Raw genomic sequence first — 18880 nt, 5'->3', positions numbered from 1 at the left:
ACTAACAGGCAACAAAACAACGTTAATTCATGACCACTTTGATTTTTTTTGTTATGTTTTACCTAATTTTATTTGTCACTGATAAATCATGTGACCCAAGTGAATAGGCAACTATGTTATTTTGGCAGGAAAAACCCGCATTCGGGTTGACTTCAAAAGACGTTAACGTCTTAACCAATGCGCAAGATTACCGAACGCAATTGCTACGTTTGATTAGTAGCGCAAAAAAACGAATTTATATCACAGCGCTTTATTTACAAGATGACGAAGCAGGTCGCGAAATTTTAGAAGCTTTGCATCGTGTGTCATTAACAAACCCAGCACTTGAAATAAAAGTGCTGGTGGATTTTCATCGTGCGCAACGTGGTCTTATTGGTGCAGAGAAGTCTGACGGCAATGCAAGTTTATACTGTGACGATTTAGAAAAGTTTAAATCGAACGTACAAGTTTATGGCGTACCTGTAAAAGCTAAAGAATTATTTGGCGTATTGCATTTAAAGGGGTTTGTCATTGACGATACCTTACTTTACAGCGGCGCAAGCTTAAACAACGTGTATTTGCAGTATAACGAACGCTACAGACTCGATCGTTACTTTTTAATAACGCAGAGCGAACTGTGTGAATCAGTGGTTGATTTTATTGAGACAAAGCTAATTAGCTCCGTTGCTGTGCCACGCATAGACACACGACCGCTTAAACGTTTACACGACTTCAAACTTGACCAAAAGCAATTAATGCGTGATTTAAAGGCCGCCAGTTATAACGCAGCAGAGCAACTAAATACGCAAGCATTAGGTATTCGTTTATTTTTGGGGCTTGGCCGTCGTAATAACGAATTAAATCGTTTAATAAAAGCGTTATTTGATACCACAGAGCAAGAGCTTGTGTTGTATACGCCATACTTTAATTTTCCGGCGCCGCTTATGCGATCACTGCGCCGTTTATTAAAGCAAGGCAAACAAGTGACTATTGTGGTAGGCGATAAAACAGCAAATGACTTTTATTTACCGCCAAGTGAGCCGTTTAGTAAAATAGGGGCACTACCTTATTTATACGAAACTATTTTGCATAAGTTTGTAAAAACGCAAAAACGCCATATCGATAACGGCAATTTAAATGTGTATTTGTGGAAAGATGGAAGTAATTCGTTTCATTTAAAAGGTATTTGTTCAGATAGAACAAAACATTTACTGAGCGGGCATAACTTAAATCCGCGTGCATGGGGCCTTGATATCGAAAATGGTATTTTAATAGAAGATCCAGAGCAAACAATTATGGATGCCATTGATAACGAAAAGCATGAAATTTTACAACACTGTCGCCGTTTAACAGGCCCAGATGATTTAGAAACGATGGATGATTACCCGCAGCCAGTTAAAAAACTACTTGGCCAAGCTAAGCGTGTAAAAGTAGATTTTATAATCAAGCGTTTTATATAAATTCATTTTAAATCAGACACAAAAAAAGCAGCTAATTAGCTTAATGCCAGTCAGTTAACAGCTGACTGGCGTTTTTTATTGGGGTATTTACTGGGTTTTGGTTTCACACACCTCGGATACGCCCGCTCCCGTTTTATCGGCAATATGTGATGTTCAACTTGAGCTTGTAATTGCTCTATTGATTTAGGTATCCGTCCTGCATTTTCTATAAACATTGTATGAATAAGGTTAATAATACTAATAGCACACGTCGTAAAACTCAGGTGTTTTGCATATATTCCAGACTTTTTCTGCGCCATTTTCACCATCTGGTATCGGAGCAAGTTATAGCTCAACATTACGCCCCATAATTCTTGCGCTATCATCTCAGGTTTCTTGCTGCGTAGCGTGAAGTGACTATTCAGTAACGTTTGTTTCATTTCTCGATAACCAAGTTCAATTTCCCATCGTTCACTATAGAGGTCAACAATGTCAGCCTTAGGGAAACGCATTGGATCAGTCAGTGAAGTGAGTATATTCACTTCTTTCCCCTTAACCGTTTTTGTGACTAGCCTGACTTCAATACTCTGTGGTAAATCGTCGAACTTTTTTCTCGCTTGTGCTGTTGCTTTTAGCTTGATAAGTTTGTCTTGACGGCCTAAAGAGCGAACAATTTCATATTGCGTGCCTTTTCTCATCGGTTGAAGCCAATGCCTATTTCCCCCAGCATGATGCCAACGATTGAGTAAGCCTAGAGAATAGAAGCCTCTATCAAATAACGTCAGTGAGTTATCGGGTGTTGCCTCGATTAAGTCTTCAGCCAACACCATTTCACTAGTACGACAACTATCAAAGGCGCTCCCCATTAATAAATGGCTAGTTAACTCCATCAAACACACCATGCGAACCTGAGGGAAAGCCGTGTCACCATGCTGATTTTTCCACACGGAGAATGCATGTTGATTTTCAGCAGTATCCGGTGTGCGCCAAATAACACCATCAACACCCAGTAGTGATAGCCCGCACCATGTGGGATGGTTCGCATCAGCATTCCACATTTGCTGACTTTTCTCAAAAACCTGTTTAACGGCATCAGCCCCAAGCCGCTGCCTAGCCTGTACAACCGCACTGGGTGCAACGAGTTCTTTTTTACCTGGTAAAGCGAGCCCTAATTTACTGACAATACTCCACAGTGGGTCTTCACGATAAAACGACATACAAATGACTGTCCAAACGGCCATCTCAACAGGAAGCCTTCTTTTCCTTATCGTCGCGACACCAGCGGTTTCAGCGCATTGTTTGATAAAGTCAGGACATAAAAAATCACTCAGTTGACCTAAGCCTTCTGAATTGGGTGCGTAGCTATTGGCAAGAGAAAGTGCGGTAGTGAGTTGCAAAATAAAAGGCTCCTGAATAAATTCAGAAGCCTTTATAAACTAACCAGAAGATCGGTCAATGGATCGTCAAATATTTCTTAACTGATCGGCATTAAGCTAATTAGCTGCTTTTTTTATGAGTTGTAGTTAAGTTACTATGTTATTTAATACCAACCTAACTAGAAAACGCTAAATTATGCGTTTTCTACCGCTGTGCGTGGGTCAACATATTCCATGTTGAACGCTTGTGCTACTTCTTTGTAAGTTACTTGGCCTTTAATTACGTTTAAGCCTTTTAAGAAGTGAGCGTCATCTAGTAGCGCCTTTTTATAACCTTTATTTGCAAGGTTAATGATGAAAGGCAATGTTGCATTGTTAAGTGCAAACGTAGATGTGCGTGGAACAGCACCTGGCATGTTAGCAACACAGTAGTGAACAACTTCATCAACGATGAAAGTAGGATCAGCATGCGTCGTTGCTTTAGAGGTAGCAATACAGCCACCTTGGTCGATTGCAACGTCAACAATTGCAGAGCCAGGTTTCATTGCTTTAATGTGCTCTGCAGTGACTAGTTTAGGTGCAGCTGCACCTGGGATTAGTACGCCACCAATTACTAAATCAGCTTCTAGTACGTGTTTTTCTAGTGCATCAGCAGTTGAGTAAATAGCTTTTACTTTATTACCAAATTGCGCGTCTAGTGCACGTAATACGTCGATGTTACGATCAAGAACCACAACTTCAGCACCAAGGCCAACAGCCATTTGAGCTGCGCTACGACCAACCATGCCGCCGCCAATTACAACAACTTTAGCAGCTTCAACGCCTGGTACGCCACCTAGTAGCATGCCACGACCGTGGTTAGACTTTTCTAGCGCTTGTGCACCAGCTTGAATAGACATACGACCAGCCACTTCGCTCATAGGCGCAAGAAGCGGTAAACCACCGCGTGAGTCAGTTACAGTTTCGTATGCAATACAAATAGCTTTGCTTTTTACAAGGTCTTCAGTTTGTGGAAGATCAGGTGCAAGGTGTAAGTAAGTGAAAAGGATTTGGTCTTCACGTAGCATTGCACGTTCAACAGCTTGTGGCTCTTTTACTTTTACAATCATGTCGGCTTTAGCGAAAACATCAGCAGCAGTTGCTAAAATTTCAGCACCTGCTTGTGTGTAGTCTTCGTTAGTAAAACCAATCCCCATGCCTGCATCAGTTTCTACAATCACTTGGTGACCGTGGTTTACTAATTCACGAACACTCGCAGGAACCATACCTACACGGTATTCATGGTTTTTAATTTCTTTAGGTACACCAATAATCATAACATTTGCCTTATTAAGAACGGATTAACATTTTTCACTATTATATTCATCATAAGCCAGTGTGTCTCACCTTTTTTAAAGTGGATTCTAGTGTTATTATCTAAATAATAAAAATAAACAGCATAAAAAACTAGTTGGTACTATGCATCAGTTATTAGATAGAATTGACCGGAAAATTTTGATGGAATTACAACATGATGGACGCCTTTCCAATGTTGAACTGGCCAGACGAGTTGGCCTAAGCGCCACGCCCTGTCTCGAACGGGTAAAAAAACTAGAACGAGAAGGTTACATATTAGGTTACAAAGCAGTGGTCAACCCTGCTAAGCTTGGGCAAGGTTTATCGGTGTATGTAGAGGTAACAATTACCAAAACATCACCCGATGTATTTGATGAGTTCAGTGCTGCTGTAAAAAAGCATGAAGAAATTATAGAATGCCATTTGGTGTCGGGTAATTTCGACTTTTTACTTAAAACACGCGTAAATGATATGTCAGAATACCGTGGCGTATTAGGCGACATACTATTGAAACTTCCAAATGTAAGTGAAAGCCGTACTTATGTAGTAATGGAAGAAGTAAAAGGTGAAGAAGGTGTAATTATTCGCCCGTATATTGCTTAACAGTATTTATAATAGGCTGACATTTGCTTTTATCTGCCTAAATTATAAAAACGTGTTCATAATCAGGCCATCAAGGTTAAGATAAAGTGCAACAAATTGCATTTCCTGCTAAGGTATTTCACTGCTAAGTAAGTGTGAATAAAATAGAATAATAAAGAGGAATAGGGAACTATGCGCCTAAACGGTGTGCAAAGACTATTAGAAACAGGGCTGATTATCAGTACCTTTACAGCAATATTTATTTTATGTGCCTTAATCAGCTTTGATCCAGTTGATCCTTCGTGGTCGCAAACTGGTGAATTTAGAAACGTAAAAAATATTACGGGCACAGCTGGTGCATGGATAGCTGACATTTTATTACTTACTTTTGGTTGGTTGGCTTATTTAGTACCTGCTGCCATTCAATTATTTGGCTACTTGTTATTTAAACAACCTCACCGCATTTTACAGCTTGATTACACTACTTTAGCGCTGCGAGTTATTGGTTTTGCTTTATTTATTACCTCAGCTACCGCTATTAGCAGTATCAACTTTGACGATATTTATAACTTCTCTTCTGGTGGGGTAGTGGGCGATGTTATTGCATCAGCTATGATGCCTGCATTTAACTTTACCGGTACATCTATATTATTGCTGTGTTTCTTTTTTGCAGGGCTTACCTTATTAACGGGTGTATCGTGGGTTGATTTTGTTGATTATCTTGGAGATTTAATGGTTAGGTTTTATCGTTTTATCGTGTCGTATGCAAAAGGCTGGATGCACCGAGAACACGCTGCAGGTACAGTAAATAATAACGATGAAGTAGACGCCCATTTTGAAGACGATATAAAAGAGCAAATAGAGCTGCCTACATCGGCTAAAAAAGCAGATAAACAAAAAGCAATTAACAAACCGCAAACGCCATTTAGCGAGCCACAAATTAGTGATGACTTTATTCCGTTTGATGAACTCGACGATATACTCGATCAAGAAATTGGCTTTAGCGCCATAGACGACGAGCCAATGGACACGGCTGCTGCATTAAATGCACTTGATCAAAGCCAAGTTGTAGAACCTGAAAAGCCAGTTACAACGGTTGTATCACCAGCAAGGCCAATGCCTAAGCCAAAAGCAGCCTATCAGCCACCACCAACAGCAAAAGAAAAATTTGAGCAATTATTAACGCAAGAGCCACCACCGGGGCCATTACCGTCACTCGATTTACTCGATAGACCGGACAAAGCTAAAAACCCAATTTCGCAAGAAGAGCTCGATACAGTATCGCGCCTAGTCGAGACAAAGCTGCTCGACTTTAACGTACAAGCAACCGTAGTAGCAGTATACCCTGGCCCCGTTGTTACGCGTTTTGAACTCGATTTAGCGCCAGGTATTAAAGTGTCTAAAATTACAGGCTTAGCTAAAGATTTAGCCCGTTCGCTTTCGGCAATTAGTGTACGTGTTGTAGAAGTTATTCCAGGTAAAACCTATGTTGGTATTGAACTTCCAAATAAACACCGTGAAATAGTTCGTTTATCAGAAGTTATAAACGCCCCTAAATTTGAGCAAAATCCGTCGCCACTTACCATGGTGCTTGGTAAAGACATTGCCGGTCAGCCGGTATGTGCTGATTTAGGTAAAATGCCACACTTATTGGTGGCCGGTACAACCGGTTCGGGTAAATCAGTGGGCGTTAATGTCATGATAGTAAGCTTGCTGTACAAATCGGGTCCTGACGATGTACGTATGATCATGATTGACCCTAAAATGCTTGAGCTTTCAGTATATGAAGGCATTCCGCATTTATTGTGTGAAGTAGTGACCGACATGAAAGAAGCCGCTAACGCACTGCGTTGGTGTGTTGGCGAAATGGAACGTCGTTATAAATTAATGTCAGCATTGGGTGTGCGTAACTTAAAAGGTTACAACCAAAAAGTGCTTGAAGCCAATGAAGCGGGTTACCCAATTCTTGATCCATTATTTAAAGACACTGATGGCATGAAAGAAGGCCCCGACGAGCTAGGTAAATTACCAAGTATTGTTGTAGTAATAGACGAATTTGCCGACATGATGATGATTGTAGGTAAAAAAGTAGAAGAACTTATTGCACGTATAGCCCAAAAGGCACGTGCGGCAGGCATTCACTTAGTGCTTGCTACGCAGCGTCCGTCGGTAGATGTAATTACTGGCTTAATTAAAGCTAATATCCCAACACGTATGGCGTTTCAGGTATCGAGCAAAATAGATTCACGGACAATACTTGACCAACAAGGCGCCGAAAACTTACTAGGTATGGGTGACATGCTTTATTTACCGCCAGGCACTAGCGTACCAGAGCGTGTGCACGGCGCATTTGTAGACGACCACGAAGTACACGCCGTAGTAAACGATTGGAAAGCGCGTGCTAAACCAAATTATATTGATGAAATACTCAATGGTGATGCCAGTGAAGATATTTTATTACCAGGTGAAGCTAGCGAAAACGCAGATGAAGAATCAGACCCGTTATACGACGAAGCTGTGTCGTTTGTAATTGAAACCGGCAAAGTATCGGTATCGTCAGTGCAACGTAAATTACGTGTTGGCTATAACCGCGCAGCACGTTTAGTAGAACAAATGGAAACATCGGGTATCGTGAGTTCACCAGGTCATAACGGTGCTCGCGATGTATTAGTGCCTAATGGAGCAAATTCATGAAAAAAGTTAACGCCTTATTATTAGTATTAGGCAGCGTACTTGCCGCACCAAGCTTTGCTGACGACAGCCAAGCATTACAAGACAGACTTGCCACTTTAAAAAGTTTCAAAGCGCAGTTTGCACAAAAAGTAACAGACAAAGAAGGCCAAGCTGTTATGCAAGGCGAGGGCACAATAGCGCTTCAACAGCCTATGATGATTCGCTGGCAGCAAACAAACCCAGACGATACGTTATTTGTATCAAACGGTGATAAAACTTATTACTTCGACAGCTTTGCTGAGCAAGTAACGATTATGAAAACCAGCGGTTTAATCGATTCAACACCGTTTGTGTTACTTACCTCAAAAGATCCAGCACAATGGGAAAAGTACAGCGTACTTGCAACAAATACAGGTTTTAGCGTAACACCAAATAAAGGCGTAGAAAGCCAAGTTGAGCAACTTGATATAACCTTTGCAGGTAATGAGCAAGGCCTTGCTAAATTAGTAGTTACCGACAATTCAGGGCAGCTATCGTCATTTACATTTAATGATGCACAAGTTAATGCGCCGCTTGATAAAAGCACGTTTGAATTTACGCCTCCCGAAGGTGTTGAAATAGACGATCAGAGTAACGGTGAGTAATTTAGGTTTTAACTTTGGGCCTGATGTACGCCCACTTGCCGCGCGTATGCGCCCTACAACGCTTGATGAATATATTGGTCAGCAGCATTTATTAAGCGCTGATAAACCACTGCATCAAGCCATTGTCGCAGGGCGATGCCATAGTTTAATTTTATGGGGTCCGCCTGGTGTGGGTAAAACAACACTTGCGCAAATAATTGCCAACCATGCTGATGCCTCACTTATTCAAATGTCGGCGGTAACTGCAGGCGTAAAAGATATACGCGACAGCGTAACGCAAGCGCGGGACAACCTCGAAAGCCGTGGCCAACGAACCCTTATGTTTGTTGACGAAGTTCACCGCTTTAATAAATCCCAACAAGATGCCTTTTTACCGCACATAGAAGACGGCACCTTTATATTTGTAGGTGCAACCACAGAAAACCCATCGTTTGCCCTTAACAACGCTATATTGTCGCGTGCACGCGTGTATGTTTTAAAGTCGCTTGCCGATACCGACTTATACACCGTAATAGAGCGCGCACTTAAACAAGACGAGCAGCTAAGCCAAAAACACATCACTATTGCCGACAACGCCAAACAGGCACTGTGCCAAGCAAGTGGCGGCGATGCGCGTAAAGTACTTAATTTACTTGAACAAGCAGTTGACTTAACAACCGAGAAAAACGGTCAATACAACGTAGATGAGCACGTACTTAGCCAAGTGCTACCAACGCATTTAGCTAAATACGATAAAGGCGGCGATGAGTTTTACGATTTAATATCAGCCTTTCATAAATCAGTACGTGGTAGCTCCCCCGACGGTGCACTGTATTGGTATTGCCGAATTTTAGCCGGTGGCGGCGACCCTTTGTATGTTGCAAGGCGTTTACTTGCCATTGCTACAGAAGACATAGGTAACGCCGATCCGCGCGCAATGGAAGTGGCTTTAAATGCGTGGGATATATTTCAACGTGTTGGCCCAAGCGAGGGCGAGCGTGCAATTGCACAAGCCACACTGTATTTAGCCAGCGCACCTAAAAGTAATGCGGTGTATATGGCGTTTAATCAAGCTAAGGCTGATGCTCAAAACGAGCCAAGTTACCCAGTGCCAGAGCATTTACGTAATGCCCCAACTAATTTAATGAAAGACTTAGGGTATGGCGCTGAGTACCGTTATGCGCACAATGAAGAAGGCGCATTTGCCGCAGGTGAAAAATATTTACCACCAGAAATGGACGGTAAAGAATATTACTTACCGAGCGAGCGCGGCCTTGAACAAAAAATCAAACAAAAACTCGATTACCTAAAAGAGCGCGATGCGCAAAGCCCACTTAAACGATACGAAAATGATTAAACTTTATATGATGATCGCCCTTGGCGGAGCCTCAGGTGCGTGTTTACGGTTTTTTATTAGCGAAAGCATGCTAAAACTCCTCGGTAGGGGATTCCCTTTTGGCACGTTGACGGTTAATATTCTGGGTTCATTGTTAATGGGCATTTTGTACGGTTTGATAGATAAAGAAATTATCACCGCAAGCCCCGCCAAAACCCTTATCGGTATTGGCTTTTTAGGTGCATTAACCACCTTTTCAACATTCTCAATGGACTCGTTGTTGTTATTACAACAAGGTCACTTTATTAAAATGGCCCTCAATATCATCTTAAACGTGATGGTGTGTATTTTTATGGCTTGGCTGGGCCTTCAGCTAGTAATGCAAAAAGGTTAAAAAACTAACATGTTAGATTCTAAATTTTTACGTCAAGACATCGAACAAACTGCAGCACGTTTAGCGGCGCGCGGTTACGAACTCGATGTAGCGACGGTAACGGCACTTGAAGAAAAACGCAAAACATTACAAGTAAAAACGCAAGAACTTCAAAGTCAACGTAATGCAAGCGCAAAAGCAATTGGTCAAGCCAAAGCTAAAGGCGAAGACGCACAACCATTACTTGATGCAGTGGCTAACTTAGGCAGTGAGCTAGACGCCGCTAAAACAGAGCAGGATGAAGTATTAGCCGCAATTAACGACATTGCTTTAGCAATCCCAAACTTGCCAGACGAGTCAGTACCTGCAGGTAAAGACGAAGACGACAACGTTGAAATTTTAACGTGGGGCACGCCTAAAAAATTCGATTTTGAAGTTAAAGATCACGTTGATGTAGGCCAAGATCTAAACGGCTTAGACTTTGAAATGGGCGTTAAAATTAGTGGCGCACGCTTTACTGTAATGCGCGGCCAAGTAGCGCGTATGCACCGTGCACTAACTCAATTTATGCTAGATACACACGCTGATAAAAACGGCTACACAGAAATGTATGTACCGTACTTAGTTAATAGCGCAAGCCTTTATGGCACAAGCCAATTACCTAAATTTGCAGGCGATTTGTTCCACACATTAGGCCTTGTAAATGACGATGGCGAACAACAAGCTGGCTTTAGCTTAATTCCTACAGCTGAAGTACCGCTTACAAATAGCGCCCGCGACGAAATTTACGACGAAAGCGATTTACCAATTCGCTTAGTTGCCCACACGCCGTGTTTTAGAAGCGAAGCAGGCAGCTATGGCCGCGATACTCGTGGCTTAATTCGTCAACACCAGTTTGATAAAGTTGAATTAGTACAACTTGTAAAACCAGAAGACTCAATGGCAACGCTTGAAGAGTTAACAGGTCACGCAGAGCAAATACTACAAGCGCTTGAACTTCCGTACCGTAAAGTGATTTTATGTATGGGCGACATGGGCTTTGGCTCAGCTAAAACATACGATTTAGAAGTATGGCTACCTGCTCAAGACACATACCGCGAAATTTCATCATGTTCAAACATGGCAGATTTTCAGGCGCGTAGAATGCAAGCACGTTTTCGTCGTGAAGGTGTTAAAAAGCCAGAGTTACTACATACACTAAATGGTTCAGGCTTAGCTGTTGGGCGTACACTAGTAGCAATACTAGAAAACTACCAGCAAGCCGATGGTTCAGTAGTAGTACCAGAAGTATTACGCCCATACATGGGTGGACTTGAAGTAATTGGTAAGCAATAAAAATCAAGTTTAAGTTAAGCAAGCTTTAAGCTTGTAAATCTTAATTAGAAAGCCGCTGTTTGTAATGAACAGCGGTTTTTTTGTTTTAGGTTAAAAAAGGTAATAATAAGGTTCAGCTAATATGTAGGACGTGCTTTAGCGCGTTGCATTTATTTGACAAAAATATACGCCTGTCCCTTTTATCAGTTTCTTGCGCTACATTTTGCGAATTTACTAAATGGTTTAAACATAACTTCACTTGAGTATCTCCCATAGATCTAGGGCGTGTTGAATATTATTAAAGCGGATATAGGCAGTTATCCAAAACAGATAAGCTTCAATAGTGCTCTTTGTGCAGTTTGTAACAATAGTGATTGCTATACACATGGCCTTTAATTGTGGTTAGAAAGAGAGATTTCATAAAATAATATTCAACTTTCAAATACACTGTGTATGAACAGTGTTTTGTCCAATAACATTATTAAAAGTCGTTTTGGTGATATCAAGTGGTCAGTGCAACATGGTTTTTAATATATCCTTTTCTAATTCAATGCGTTGGATTTGCTTTTTAAGTTCGCGGATTTCAATTTGTTCGGGCGTCATTGGTGAAGCTGTGGGTGTCTGACCATTGCGTTCTAGCTTTAATTGAGTAACCCATTTACTTACGGTTGATTTACCCACCCCCATCGCTTTTGCTGCGTCTTCTTGCGTATAACCTTGGTCTACTACAAGCTGAGCCGTTTCTAATTTAATTGCCGCTGAATATGTTGCGCGTTTTAATTTCGTCATTTTTTCACCCAAATTTGTATGCTTATTAGCATAACATTTCTTTCTTAATGGGTGGCCAAAATCACTGTACCACTACAATGCTGCCGATCAAGAAATGCTGTCTGAGATGGAAAGGCTGAGAACCAGAATTGCTGAATTAGAAGTGGAAGCATTAAGTAGAAAAGATGGTAAACCATCAAACTATGACGAATTAGAAAACGGCGAAGACATTCATACATTATACGCAAATCTTTATATCTTGAATTCAAGTATTAAGTGCAATCATTATGCAGCCACCAGAACTTCTGATTGCCCCGTAAATAACTCATGAGGGGTTTTATACCCTCTTGTTTTTCTTGGCCGATGGTTGAGCTTATCAACTGCCGCCTGTATTTCTGCTTCACTTAGCGACATAAAGTCAGTTCCCTTGGGGAAGAAGCGTCTAAGTAAGCCGTTGGTATTCTCATTTATGCCCCGCTCCCATGATGAATATGGGTGAGCGAAATACACATCCGCTTCTAATTTTTGTGCAACATGCTCATGGTGAGCAAACTCTTTTCCATTATCTAAAGTCACGGTAATAACCTTACCTTTATAGGGTGTCATACACTTGATCAGCGCATCGGCTGTTATTTTCGCATGCTTGCTTTCAATTCTGTGAACGACTGTATATAACGTTTTACGTTCAACCATTGTAACAAGGGCATTTTTACGCCCTTTGCCTATCACTGTATCGCCCTCCCAATCACCAATCCTAGACTTTGAATCCACAATACTTGGGCGTTCATCAATACTGACTCGATTAACTATCTGTCCACGTTTATCGTAGCTTCCATAGCGTTTTTTATACTTTTTACATGCACGAGTGAGTGTCTTATGTAGTTCACCACCACGAGCCTTGTCTCTGTAAATATATTGATAAATCGTTTCATGATGCAAAACGACCTTTTTCTCTAAAGCTAAGCGGCCTGCCACCTGCTCTGGCGAAAGTCCGTCAACCAACAATTTATTAATCCAGTCAGTAACATCATCTGTTAACTTACTTGCTTTGAAAGATGACTTGCGTCTTTGCTCTGCAAAATTATTGGCTTGGTTAGGTCGATAGCCTTTAAGCCCTTTATTGCGTTTTAACTCTCTAGAGATAGATGACGGTGAACGAGTGAGTTCATCAGCTATCTGTTTTTGGTTATTTCCTGCTTTTATTAACGCGTAAATCTGGTATCTTTCTGCTTGTGTCAGCTGTTTATATTTCATTAAAGCAATTTCCTTTGGCGAGAGAATGGCCGAATTATAACAGCTGGCCATCTAATCTGAGAAATTGCACTTATTATCCGAATTTAGGTATAGATAAAAAAAGACAGAAAAAAGAAGTGGTATTTTTAGAAGCAACTTGGGATAAGTTATTCTCATATTGTGGAACTGAATTATCAGGTGAGTGCTCTACTGAAGAGTTAGCAGAAAAAATAAGGCTAGCATATTTTCATTCGTTACCTGAGGAATATGATGAGTTTATTCATTACAGTGACATAATCCTACAACGTATTTGTGAAGATCAAATTCATGTTCAATTTCAAGCTTTGGGCCTTATGGAGTCAGGTATTAAAAAGCGCGCAGTATCAGATAATAAAACATATTGGAGGCTAACTCCTTTTGGTGAAAGGTATTTAATTCAAATTAGGGCATTAAAAAAGGAACTCTAACAACACGCTCTGAGGTGGACAGCAAGCGCTAAAGCTCACTTTCCACCGCAAATTTTAACAGCGGTGATCCCTTACTTTTCAATGCAGTTAAGTAAGTTGATTCATCATAGGGCGTATGTGTTTTCCAGCACCTAAATAGGATTCGTATCCACTTAAATGCTAATGATCTGATGATTGTATTATGAGGTTTTCCTTTGGCTTCTTGCTGCCAACTATCGTGGCTGCATATTCTCCCCAGCTTTGATCACCCAATGGCACTAACTTTGATCACTTATTCTCATTAAGCTTTGATCACGAAAATCACTCTATAATGATCACTTTTGTGTTCTTAATGATTTTGCCGATCAAAGCTTAATGCCACTCGTAACCGAGTTCACGTTTTATCATTTTTGTAGGTATGTTAAACCGTTATCTAAATCATTTGATGAGGATAACAATAATGTCAACAAGACCTATATCTATGAGTAAATTACATGCTATTTTACGGCTGAAATATTCAGCAAAATTATCCCATCGAGAGATTGCTAGAAGCTTAAATATCTCCCCTGGCACTGTGGCTAATTACGTTAAAAAGGCCAATGAGTTAGGGTTAAACCAATGGCCGTTACCTGAAGATAAACAACACGGTACTTTTCTTAATACAAAAATCAGGGACTTCTCAACCCGTCAAAAAAGATACCCAACACCTGACTGGCTCACCATCAATAAGGATTTAAAGCAGCACAAACATTTGACGTTGCAGTTAGTCTTCGATGAATTGTGTGAGAAAGTCGGTGAGCCTTATTACAGCTATAGCCACTTCTGCCGCGCCTACCGGCAATGGTTAGGAAAACAACGGTTGTCGATGCGTCAGCATCATAAAGGCGGTGAAAAGCTGTTTGTGGATTATTGTGGCCCTACGCTGACCATCACGTGCCCTACAACACAGGAAACACGACCTGCTCAAGTGTTTGTTGCCGTGCTCGGCGCATCAAATTATACCTATGCTGAGGCAACGTATAGTCAACAACTTGAAGATTGGGTGATGAGTCATGCCCGTTGCTTTGCATTTTTAGGCGGTGTTCCAGAGCTTGTTATTCCCGACAACTTAAAAAGCGCCGTTAGTAAACCCTGTCGCTACGAGCCTGATTTAAACCCCACGTATCATCAATTAGCCGAGTATTTTAATGTCGCTGTCATACCGGCTAGACCTTATAAACCCAAAGATAAATCGAAGGCTGAAGTCGGTGTACAAATTGTTGAGCGTTGGATCATGGCACGTCTACGCAAGCAAACCTTCTACAGCTTAGCGCACCTAAATCAAGAAATAGCAAAGCTACTTGATGTAATGAACAATAAGGTCATGAAGCAATATCAACAGTCACGTAAACAGCTATTTGAGATGGTGGATAAAAGCGCATTAAAGCCATTGCCTGAAAAGCCCTATCACTATACACAAATCAAAACGGTGCGAGTACACATTGATTATCATGTTGAAATAGAAAAACATTATTACAGTGTGCCGTATCAGTGGGTTAAGAAACAATTACGCGCACACATAACCAATCAGCTAGTACAGCTTTATCATGACGATACCTTAATCGCACAGCATCCGCGCTCACATCGTTTAGGAGGGCATACAACACAGTCTCATCATATGCCTCTGGCGCATCAAAAACAGCATGAGCAGTCACCGATAAATTTACGCTCATGGGCATTAAGTATCGGGGAGTATACTCACCAAGTTATTGAGTTACAGCTCAGTGGACGGCGTCACCCCGAGCACGCTTATCGCGCCTGTTTAGGGGTGTTAAGTTTAGCTAAAACTTATTCAAAAGAACGGCTTGATCAAGCGTGTTATCGCGCAATCATAATGAATACGACAACACTCAAATCAATAAAGCAGATGCTGAAGAAAGGGTTGGATCAACAACCGTTACCCACACAGCAAACAGAGCCAGAAAAGCCAATAAAGCATGACAACATACGCGGCACACAGTATTACCATTAAGGAAATGAATCATGATAGACACCATTAACCAACAACTTCAACTACTCAAGTTATCCGGTATAAAACACGCATTAAAGCAGCAGCTTGAGCAGCCTAACTTATACCAAGAGCAAAGCTTTATAGAGCGCATCAGTTTATGAGCTATAGTCGTTTCTGGTGTATGAGAAAAAGTCATTGCGATGTAATCTGTTAATTGATCTTGACCAGATCAACAATTAACCAGAGAGACATCGCAATGACTGAAAATGATAATGTTATTTCCATTGAAAAACCAGACAATCCGTTAGAGCAGTTGCTTAAAAGCGGGGCGCAGCAGTTGTTAGCTCAAGCGATTGAGGCTGAGTTGGCTGTTTTATTGGCTCAATACCAGCATGAGACCGTCGAGGGACTTCAGCGGATCGTCAAAAATGGTCACCAGCCTGAGCGTACGATCCAAACAGGCCTTGGTGATATTGAGGTCAAAATACCTAAAGTCAGGGATCGAAAAAAGGAAGGCATTAAATTCAATAGTGCCTTGATCCCGCCTTATCTGAAACGGACAAAAAATATCGAAGAGCTGATCCCATGGCTCTATTTACGAGGAATTTCGACGGGTGATATGCAGCCCGCTTTAGTGTCTCTTTTAGGCGAGCAAGCCAAAGGTTTGTCGGCCAATAGTGTCTCTCGGTTGAAATCCACCTGGGAAACGGAGTATCAGCAGTGGTCTAAACGTTCCTTGGCTAAACGTCGATATGTGTATATCTGGGCCGATGGGATTTACAGTAAAATTCGAATGGATGATAAGCTGTGCTTACTGGTAATTATGGGGGTAGATGAAACGGGCAGAAAGGAGCTATTGGCGGTGGTTGACGGGGTTCGTGAGTCTGAGCAGAGCTGGACTGAAGTGTTAAATCAGTTGCGCTCACAGGGTCTAACAATACCACCAAAATTGGCCATAGGGGATGGTGCGCTGGGGTTTTGGAATGCCCTCACCAAAGTATGGCCAACAACCCAACATCAACGTTGCTGGGTGCATAAAATCGCGAATGTGCTAAACAAAGTGCCGAAATCAATGCAACCTAAAATCAAAGCGAATTTACAAGATATCTGGATGGCAGAGAGTCGAGCTTCTGCTTATAAAGCGTATGATTTATTTGTTAAAAATTACTCAGTCAAATACCCAAAAGCGACGGATTGCTTGATGAAGGATAAAGATGAAATGCTGGCATTTTATGATTATCCTGCTGAGCATTGGATGCACATAAGAACGAGTAATCCGATAGAGTCAACGTTTGCGACGGTAAGGCTGAGAACGCATAAAGTGAAGAGTTGTGGCAGCCGGACAACCACCTTAATGATGGTTTTTAAACTCGCGCAGTCGGCAGAGAAAAAATGGTACCGCTTGCGAGGGTTTAAGTTACTGGCTGAAGTAATTACAGGGGTAAAATTTAAAGACGGCGAAAGAATAACTCAAGATCAAACAGAGCATCAAGATGAGCTCATACACCAGATTTGACAATAACTCTCAGTTTATTGCTAACACATGAAATTGACACGCGTGAGCAAAGAAAAATCGACCGGCTCGTGCGACACGCTAAATTCCGCTTACCGGCTCAGTTAAATCAGCTGATTTACTCACCGGCACGTAATATAGAAAAAGCACAGATACGTAACTTAAGCCAAAATAGCTGGCTGAACTTACATCAAAATATCTTAATCACCGGGGCAACAGGCTGTGGAAAAACATACCTCGCATGTGCCTTAGGGCATGAGCACTGCCTACAAGGAAAAAGCGTTTACTATATTCGATTAAAAGAACTACTTGAAAGCCTGTTTCTAGCACAAGCAGATGGTAGTTACCGGAAATTACTGGCGAAGTTAATAAAGTATGATCTACTGATCTTAGACGACTGGGGGCTTGAACCACTGAGTGCACAGCAACGAGGTGACTTACTCGAATTAATCGATGCGCGGTATGGGTATAAATCACACATAATTATAAGTCAGCTCCCGCAGGAAAACTGGCATGAGATGATTGGAGAATCAACCCATGCTGACGCCATTTTAGATAGGCTAATTCATGGTTCGATTAAGTTGAATTTAAAAGGAGAATCGATACGAAAACAGTTAAATAAATTGACTGATGATGATCAGTTAAGCTAATTTAAAAATGGCTCTACAAAATGATAAATCAGGTGATCAAAGCTGATGAGAATCGGTGATCAAAGTCATGAGAATACGCAGTGGCCAAGTAACGATGCTTTTGCCCAAAATGAATAACGCACAGATAATCCTCTCCATTCCACAAATGTTTGCCTTAAAATTTAGTGCATGAGTATCGCCAGTGTATCCATTCCTTCTTCCCACTGCGTTCGGTATGCGTATTTTGTATGTTAGCATCGCATTTATAACGGTCACAATTTGACCCCATAGCGGATAAAAATAATTAGGAAATTAGGATGGTACCCATACTAATTATTGCGAAAAAAGCCAACAAAAACAGTGTTATGGGTGTGTTGTTATAAATGATGAATCACGTAAAAACTGAGCTATGTAGACAAAGTGAAAGTAAAAATAGACAGCCCAATCGGGCTACGATAGTGGTTTATTAAAGAATAGCAAACGACTCGGCTGTATCGAACCGGCTTTCCTTTAAATAAAAAGCGAAATATTACGGTGAATAAAGGGATGCATAAATTGACCTTACGGAGCCAAGTGAAAGTGAACGCCCAATGGCAACTGTATTGCCTTGTTCATAATATAGAAAAGCTGTAAAACACGATGCATTAAGAGAGGCAACCCCTTTTAAGCCAAGATAAAGCCAATCAAACACTCGTAATTCCTTCCAAAACGCCAATTAAAACAATATCAAACACTTCTATATTCTGCGTAAAAATACAGTAATCAATTGAACCAAAATAGGAACTCAGCTATGGTTTGTTTATCAATAAAAACAAATTTAAAAACGAGTTAATTTACAGGCTCGTTATGTGTTTTTCAAACTATGAGTAAATTTAAAGTTTTATTAATCCCTGTAGCTACTTTACTAGGAGCGCTATTAGGTTATTTTCTAGCACCGCCACAACCACTTTATCCCTTTGCAGGTGAAAAGCATGAACTTGAACTCATTTACTATATTGAGCTTCATATAATCATTTATTTAGGTTTCTTTTCAGCATGCATTACATTTTTATTTTCTAAGCTCCTCAATACTTCCATAAGTTTAGCCATCGGTTCATTAATTTCAGTTGGTTTATTTATTGGCGCAATAGGTGATTTAAGGAGCGGAGCTATACCTTATTACAGTTTTCGCGAAATAGTTGTATATGTTGTTGGTTGTATTTCTTGGTATGGTATAGTTTATTTGTTCAGTCGCTTTTCCAATAAAAACAAAGTGGTATAAACACATAACA

At 41.0% G+C, this 18880-nt stretch carries 14 protein-coding genes and 6 pseudogenes; 14 read left to right on the top strand and 6 right to left on the bottom strand.

Annotation, left to right across the window (positions count from 1 at the left end):
- Positions 1 to 113: 113 nt before the first annotated feature.
- Complete coding sequence (pssA, locus tag AC0VZ4_RS11165; protein ID WP_007375669.1) at positions 114 to 1439, top strand: CDP-diacylglycerol--serine O-phosphatidyltransferase; 1326 nt, start codon at positions 114 to 116, stop codon at positions 1437 to 1439.
- Between the two features lie 50 nt (positions 1440 to 1489).
- Here pssA and AC0VZ4_RS11160 read toward each other — a convergent pair whose 3' ends face one another.
- Positions 1490 to 2815, bottom strand: coding sequence for an IS4 family transposase (locus AC0VZ4_RS11160; protein ID WP_475439701.1), 1326 nt, complete (start codon positions 2813 to 2815; stop codon positions 1490 to 1492).
- 173 nt (positions 2816 to 2988) lie between these two features.
- Positions 2989 to 4110, bottom strand: a complete 1122-nt coding sequence (gene ald / locus AC0VZ4_RS11155) for an alanine dehydrogenase (RefSeq protein ID WP_007375670.1) — start codon at positions 4108 to 4110, stop codon at positions 2989 to 2991.
- A gap of 142 nt (positions 4111 to 4252) precedes the next feature.
- On the opposite strand from ald, the gene lrp reads away from it, so the two are divergent.
- From lrp to serS, 6 genes are all read left to right on the top strand, one after another.
- Entirely contained in the window at positions 4253 to 4732 is a 480-nt protein-coding gene (gene lrp / locus AC0VZ4_RS11150; RefSeq protein ID WP_475439700.1) for a leucine-responsive transcriptional regulator Lrp, read from the top strand.
- A 171-nt stretch (positions 4733 to 4903) separates the two neighbouring features.
- Positions 4904 to 7405 carry a DNA translocase FtsK gene (locus AC0VZ4_RS11145; RefSeq protein WP_475439699.1) on the top strand — a complete coding sequence of 834 codons (2502 nt, stop codon included), beginning with the start codon at positions 4904 to 4906 and terminating at the stop codon, positions 7403 to 7405.
- Positions 7402 to 8028 carry an outer membrane lipoprotein periplasmic chaperone LolA gene (gene lolA, locus AC0VZ4_RS11140; protein ID WP_342864018.1) on the top strand — a complete coding sequence of 209 codons (627 nt, stop codon included), beginning with the start codon at positions 7402 to 7404 and terminating at the stop codon, positions 8026 to 8028. The genes AC0VZ4_RS11145 and lolA overlap by 4 nt, the downstream gene beginning before the upstream one ends.
- Complete coding sequence (locus AC0VZ4_RS11135) at positions 8021 to 9364, top strand: replication-associated recombination protein A (protein ID WP_475439698.1); 1344 nt, start codon at positions 8021 to 8023, stop codon at positions 9362 to 9364. Before lolA ends, AC0VZ4_RS11135 begins: the two co-directional genes overlap by 8 nt.
- The gene (crcB, locus tag AC0VZ4_RS11130; protein WP_021032117.1) at positions 9357 to 9737 is read left to right on the top strand and encodes a fluoride efflux transporter CrcB; all 381 of its coding nucleotides are present in this window, start codon (positions 9357 to 9359) and stop codon (positions 9735 to 9737) included. Before AC0VZ4_RS11135 ends, crcB begins: the two co-directional genes overlap by 8 nt.
- Positions 9738 to 9746: 9 nt before the next feature.
- Entirely contained in the window at positions 9747 to 11051 is a 1305-nt protein-coding gene (serS, locus tag AC0VZ4_RS11125) for a serine--tRNA ligase (RefSeq protein ID WP_008133608.1), read from the top strand.
- A 504-nt stretch (positions 11052 to 11555) separates the two neighbouring features.
- On the opposite strand, the pseudogene AC0VZ4_RS11120 reads toward serS, so the two are convergent.
- Both AC0VZ4_RS11120 and AC0VZ4_RS11115 read right to left on the bottom strand, forming a co-directional pair.
- A pseudogene (locus AC0VZ4_RS11120) lies at positions 11556 to 11819 on the bottom strand (transposase); the annotation flags it as partial.
- Between the two features lie 264 nt (positions 11820 to 12083).
- Positions 12084 to 13052: an IS30 family transposase gene (locus tag AC0VZ4_RS11115; RefSeq protein ID WP_475439697.1), complete on the bottom strand. Its 969-nt coding sequence runs from the start codon at positions 13050 to 13052 to the stop codon at positions 12084 to 12086.
- Here AC0VZ4_RS11115 and AC0VZ4_RS11110 point away from each other — a divergent pair.
- Positions 13031 to 13498, top strand: a complete 468-nt coding sequence (locus tag AC0VZ4_RS11110; RefSeq protein ID WP_475439696.1) for a hypothetical protein — start codon at positions 13031 to 13033, stop codon at positions 13496 to 13498. The genes AC0VZ4_RS11115 and AC0VZ4_RS11110 overlap by 22 nt on opposite strands.
- A 28-nt stretch (positions 13499 to 13526) precedes the next feature.
- On the opposite strand, the pseudogene AC0VZ4_RS11105 reads toward AC0VZ4_RS11110, so the two are convergent.
- Positions 13527 to 13706 (bottom strand): annotated as a pseudogene (locus tag AC0VZ4_RS11105) (IS110 family transposase); the annotation flags it as partial.
- A gap of 231 nt (positions 13707 to 13937) precedes the next feature.
- Between AC0VZ4_RS11105 and istA the strand changes: the two are divergent.
- From istA to istB, 4 genes and pseudogenes are all read left to right on the top strand, one after another.
- The gene (gene istA, locus AC0VZ4_RS11100; RefSeq protein WP_475439695.1) at positions 13938 to 15488 is read left to right on the top strand and encodes an IS21 family transposase; all 1551 of its coding nucleotides are present in this window, start codon (positions 13938 to 13940) and stop codon (positions 15486 to 15488) included.
- A gap of 11 nt (positions 15489 to 15499) precedes the next feature.
- Positions 15500 to 15625, top strand: a pseudogene (locus AC0VZ4_RS11095) (ATP-binding protein); the annotation flags it as partial.
- A 98-nt stretch (positions 15626 to 15723) separates the two neighbouring features.
- Entirely contained in the window at positions 15724 to 16983 is a 1260-nt protein-coding gene (locus tag AC0VZ4_RS11090; protein ID WP_475439694.1) for an IS256 family transposase, read from the top strand.
- 8 nt (positions 16984 to 16991) lie between these two features.
- Positions 16992 to 17630 (top strand): annotated as a pseudogene (gene istB, locus AC0VZ4_RS11085) (IS21-like element helper ATPase IstB); the annotation flags it as partial.
- A 95-nt stretch (positions 17631 to 17725) separates the two neighbouring features.
- Here the strand turns inward: istB and AC0VZ4_RS11080 are convergent.
- A pseudogene (locus AC0VZ4_RS11080) lies at positions 17726 to 17907 on the bottom strand (IS110 family transposase); the annotation flags it as partial.
- Between the two features lie 84 nt (positions 17908 to 17991).
- Between AC0VZ4_RS11080 and AC0VZ4_RS11075 the strand changes: the two are divergent.
- Together AC0VZ4_RS11075 and AC0VZ4_RS11070 are read left to right on the top strand one after the other, a co-directional pair.
- Positions 17992 to 18242 (top strand): annotated as a pseudogene (locus AC0VZ4_RS11075) (transposase); the annotation flags it as partial.
- A 229-nt stretch (positions 18243 to 18471) separates the two neighbouring features.
- A complete protein-coding gene (locus AC0VZ4_RS11070) occupies positions 18472 to 18870 on the top strand; it encodes a hypothetical protein (protein WP_475439693.1) in 399 nt (132 codons plus the stop codon).
- Positions 18871 to 18880 lie beyond the last annotated feature (10 nt).

It is taken from the genome of Pseudoalteromonas sp. QJM3NY_22 (genome assembly GCF_056173065.1).
Note: the sequence above shows the minus strand (reverse complement) of the source record. Positions and strands in the feature narration are given on the sequence as shown.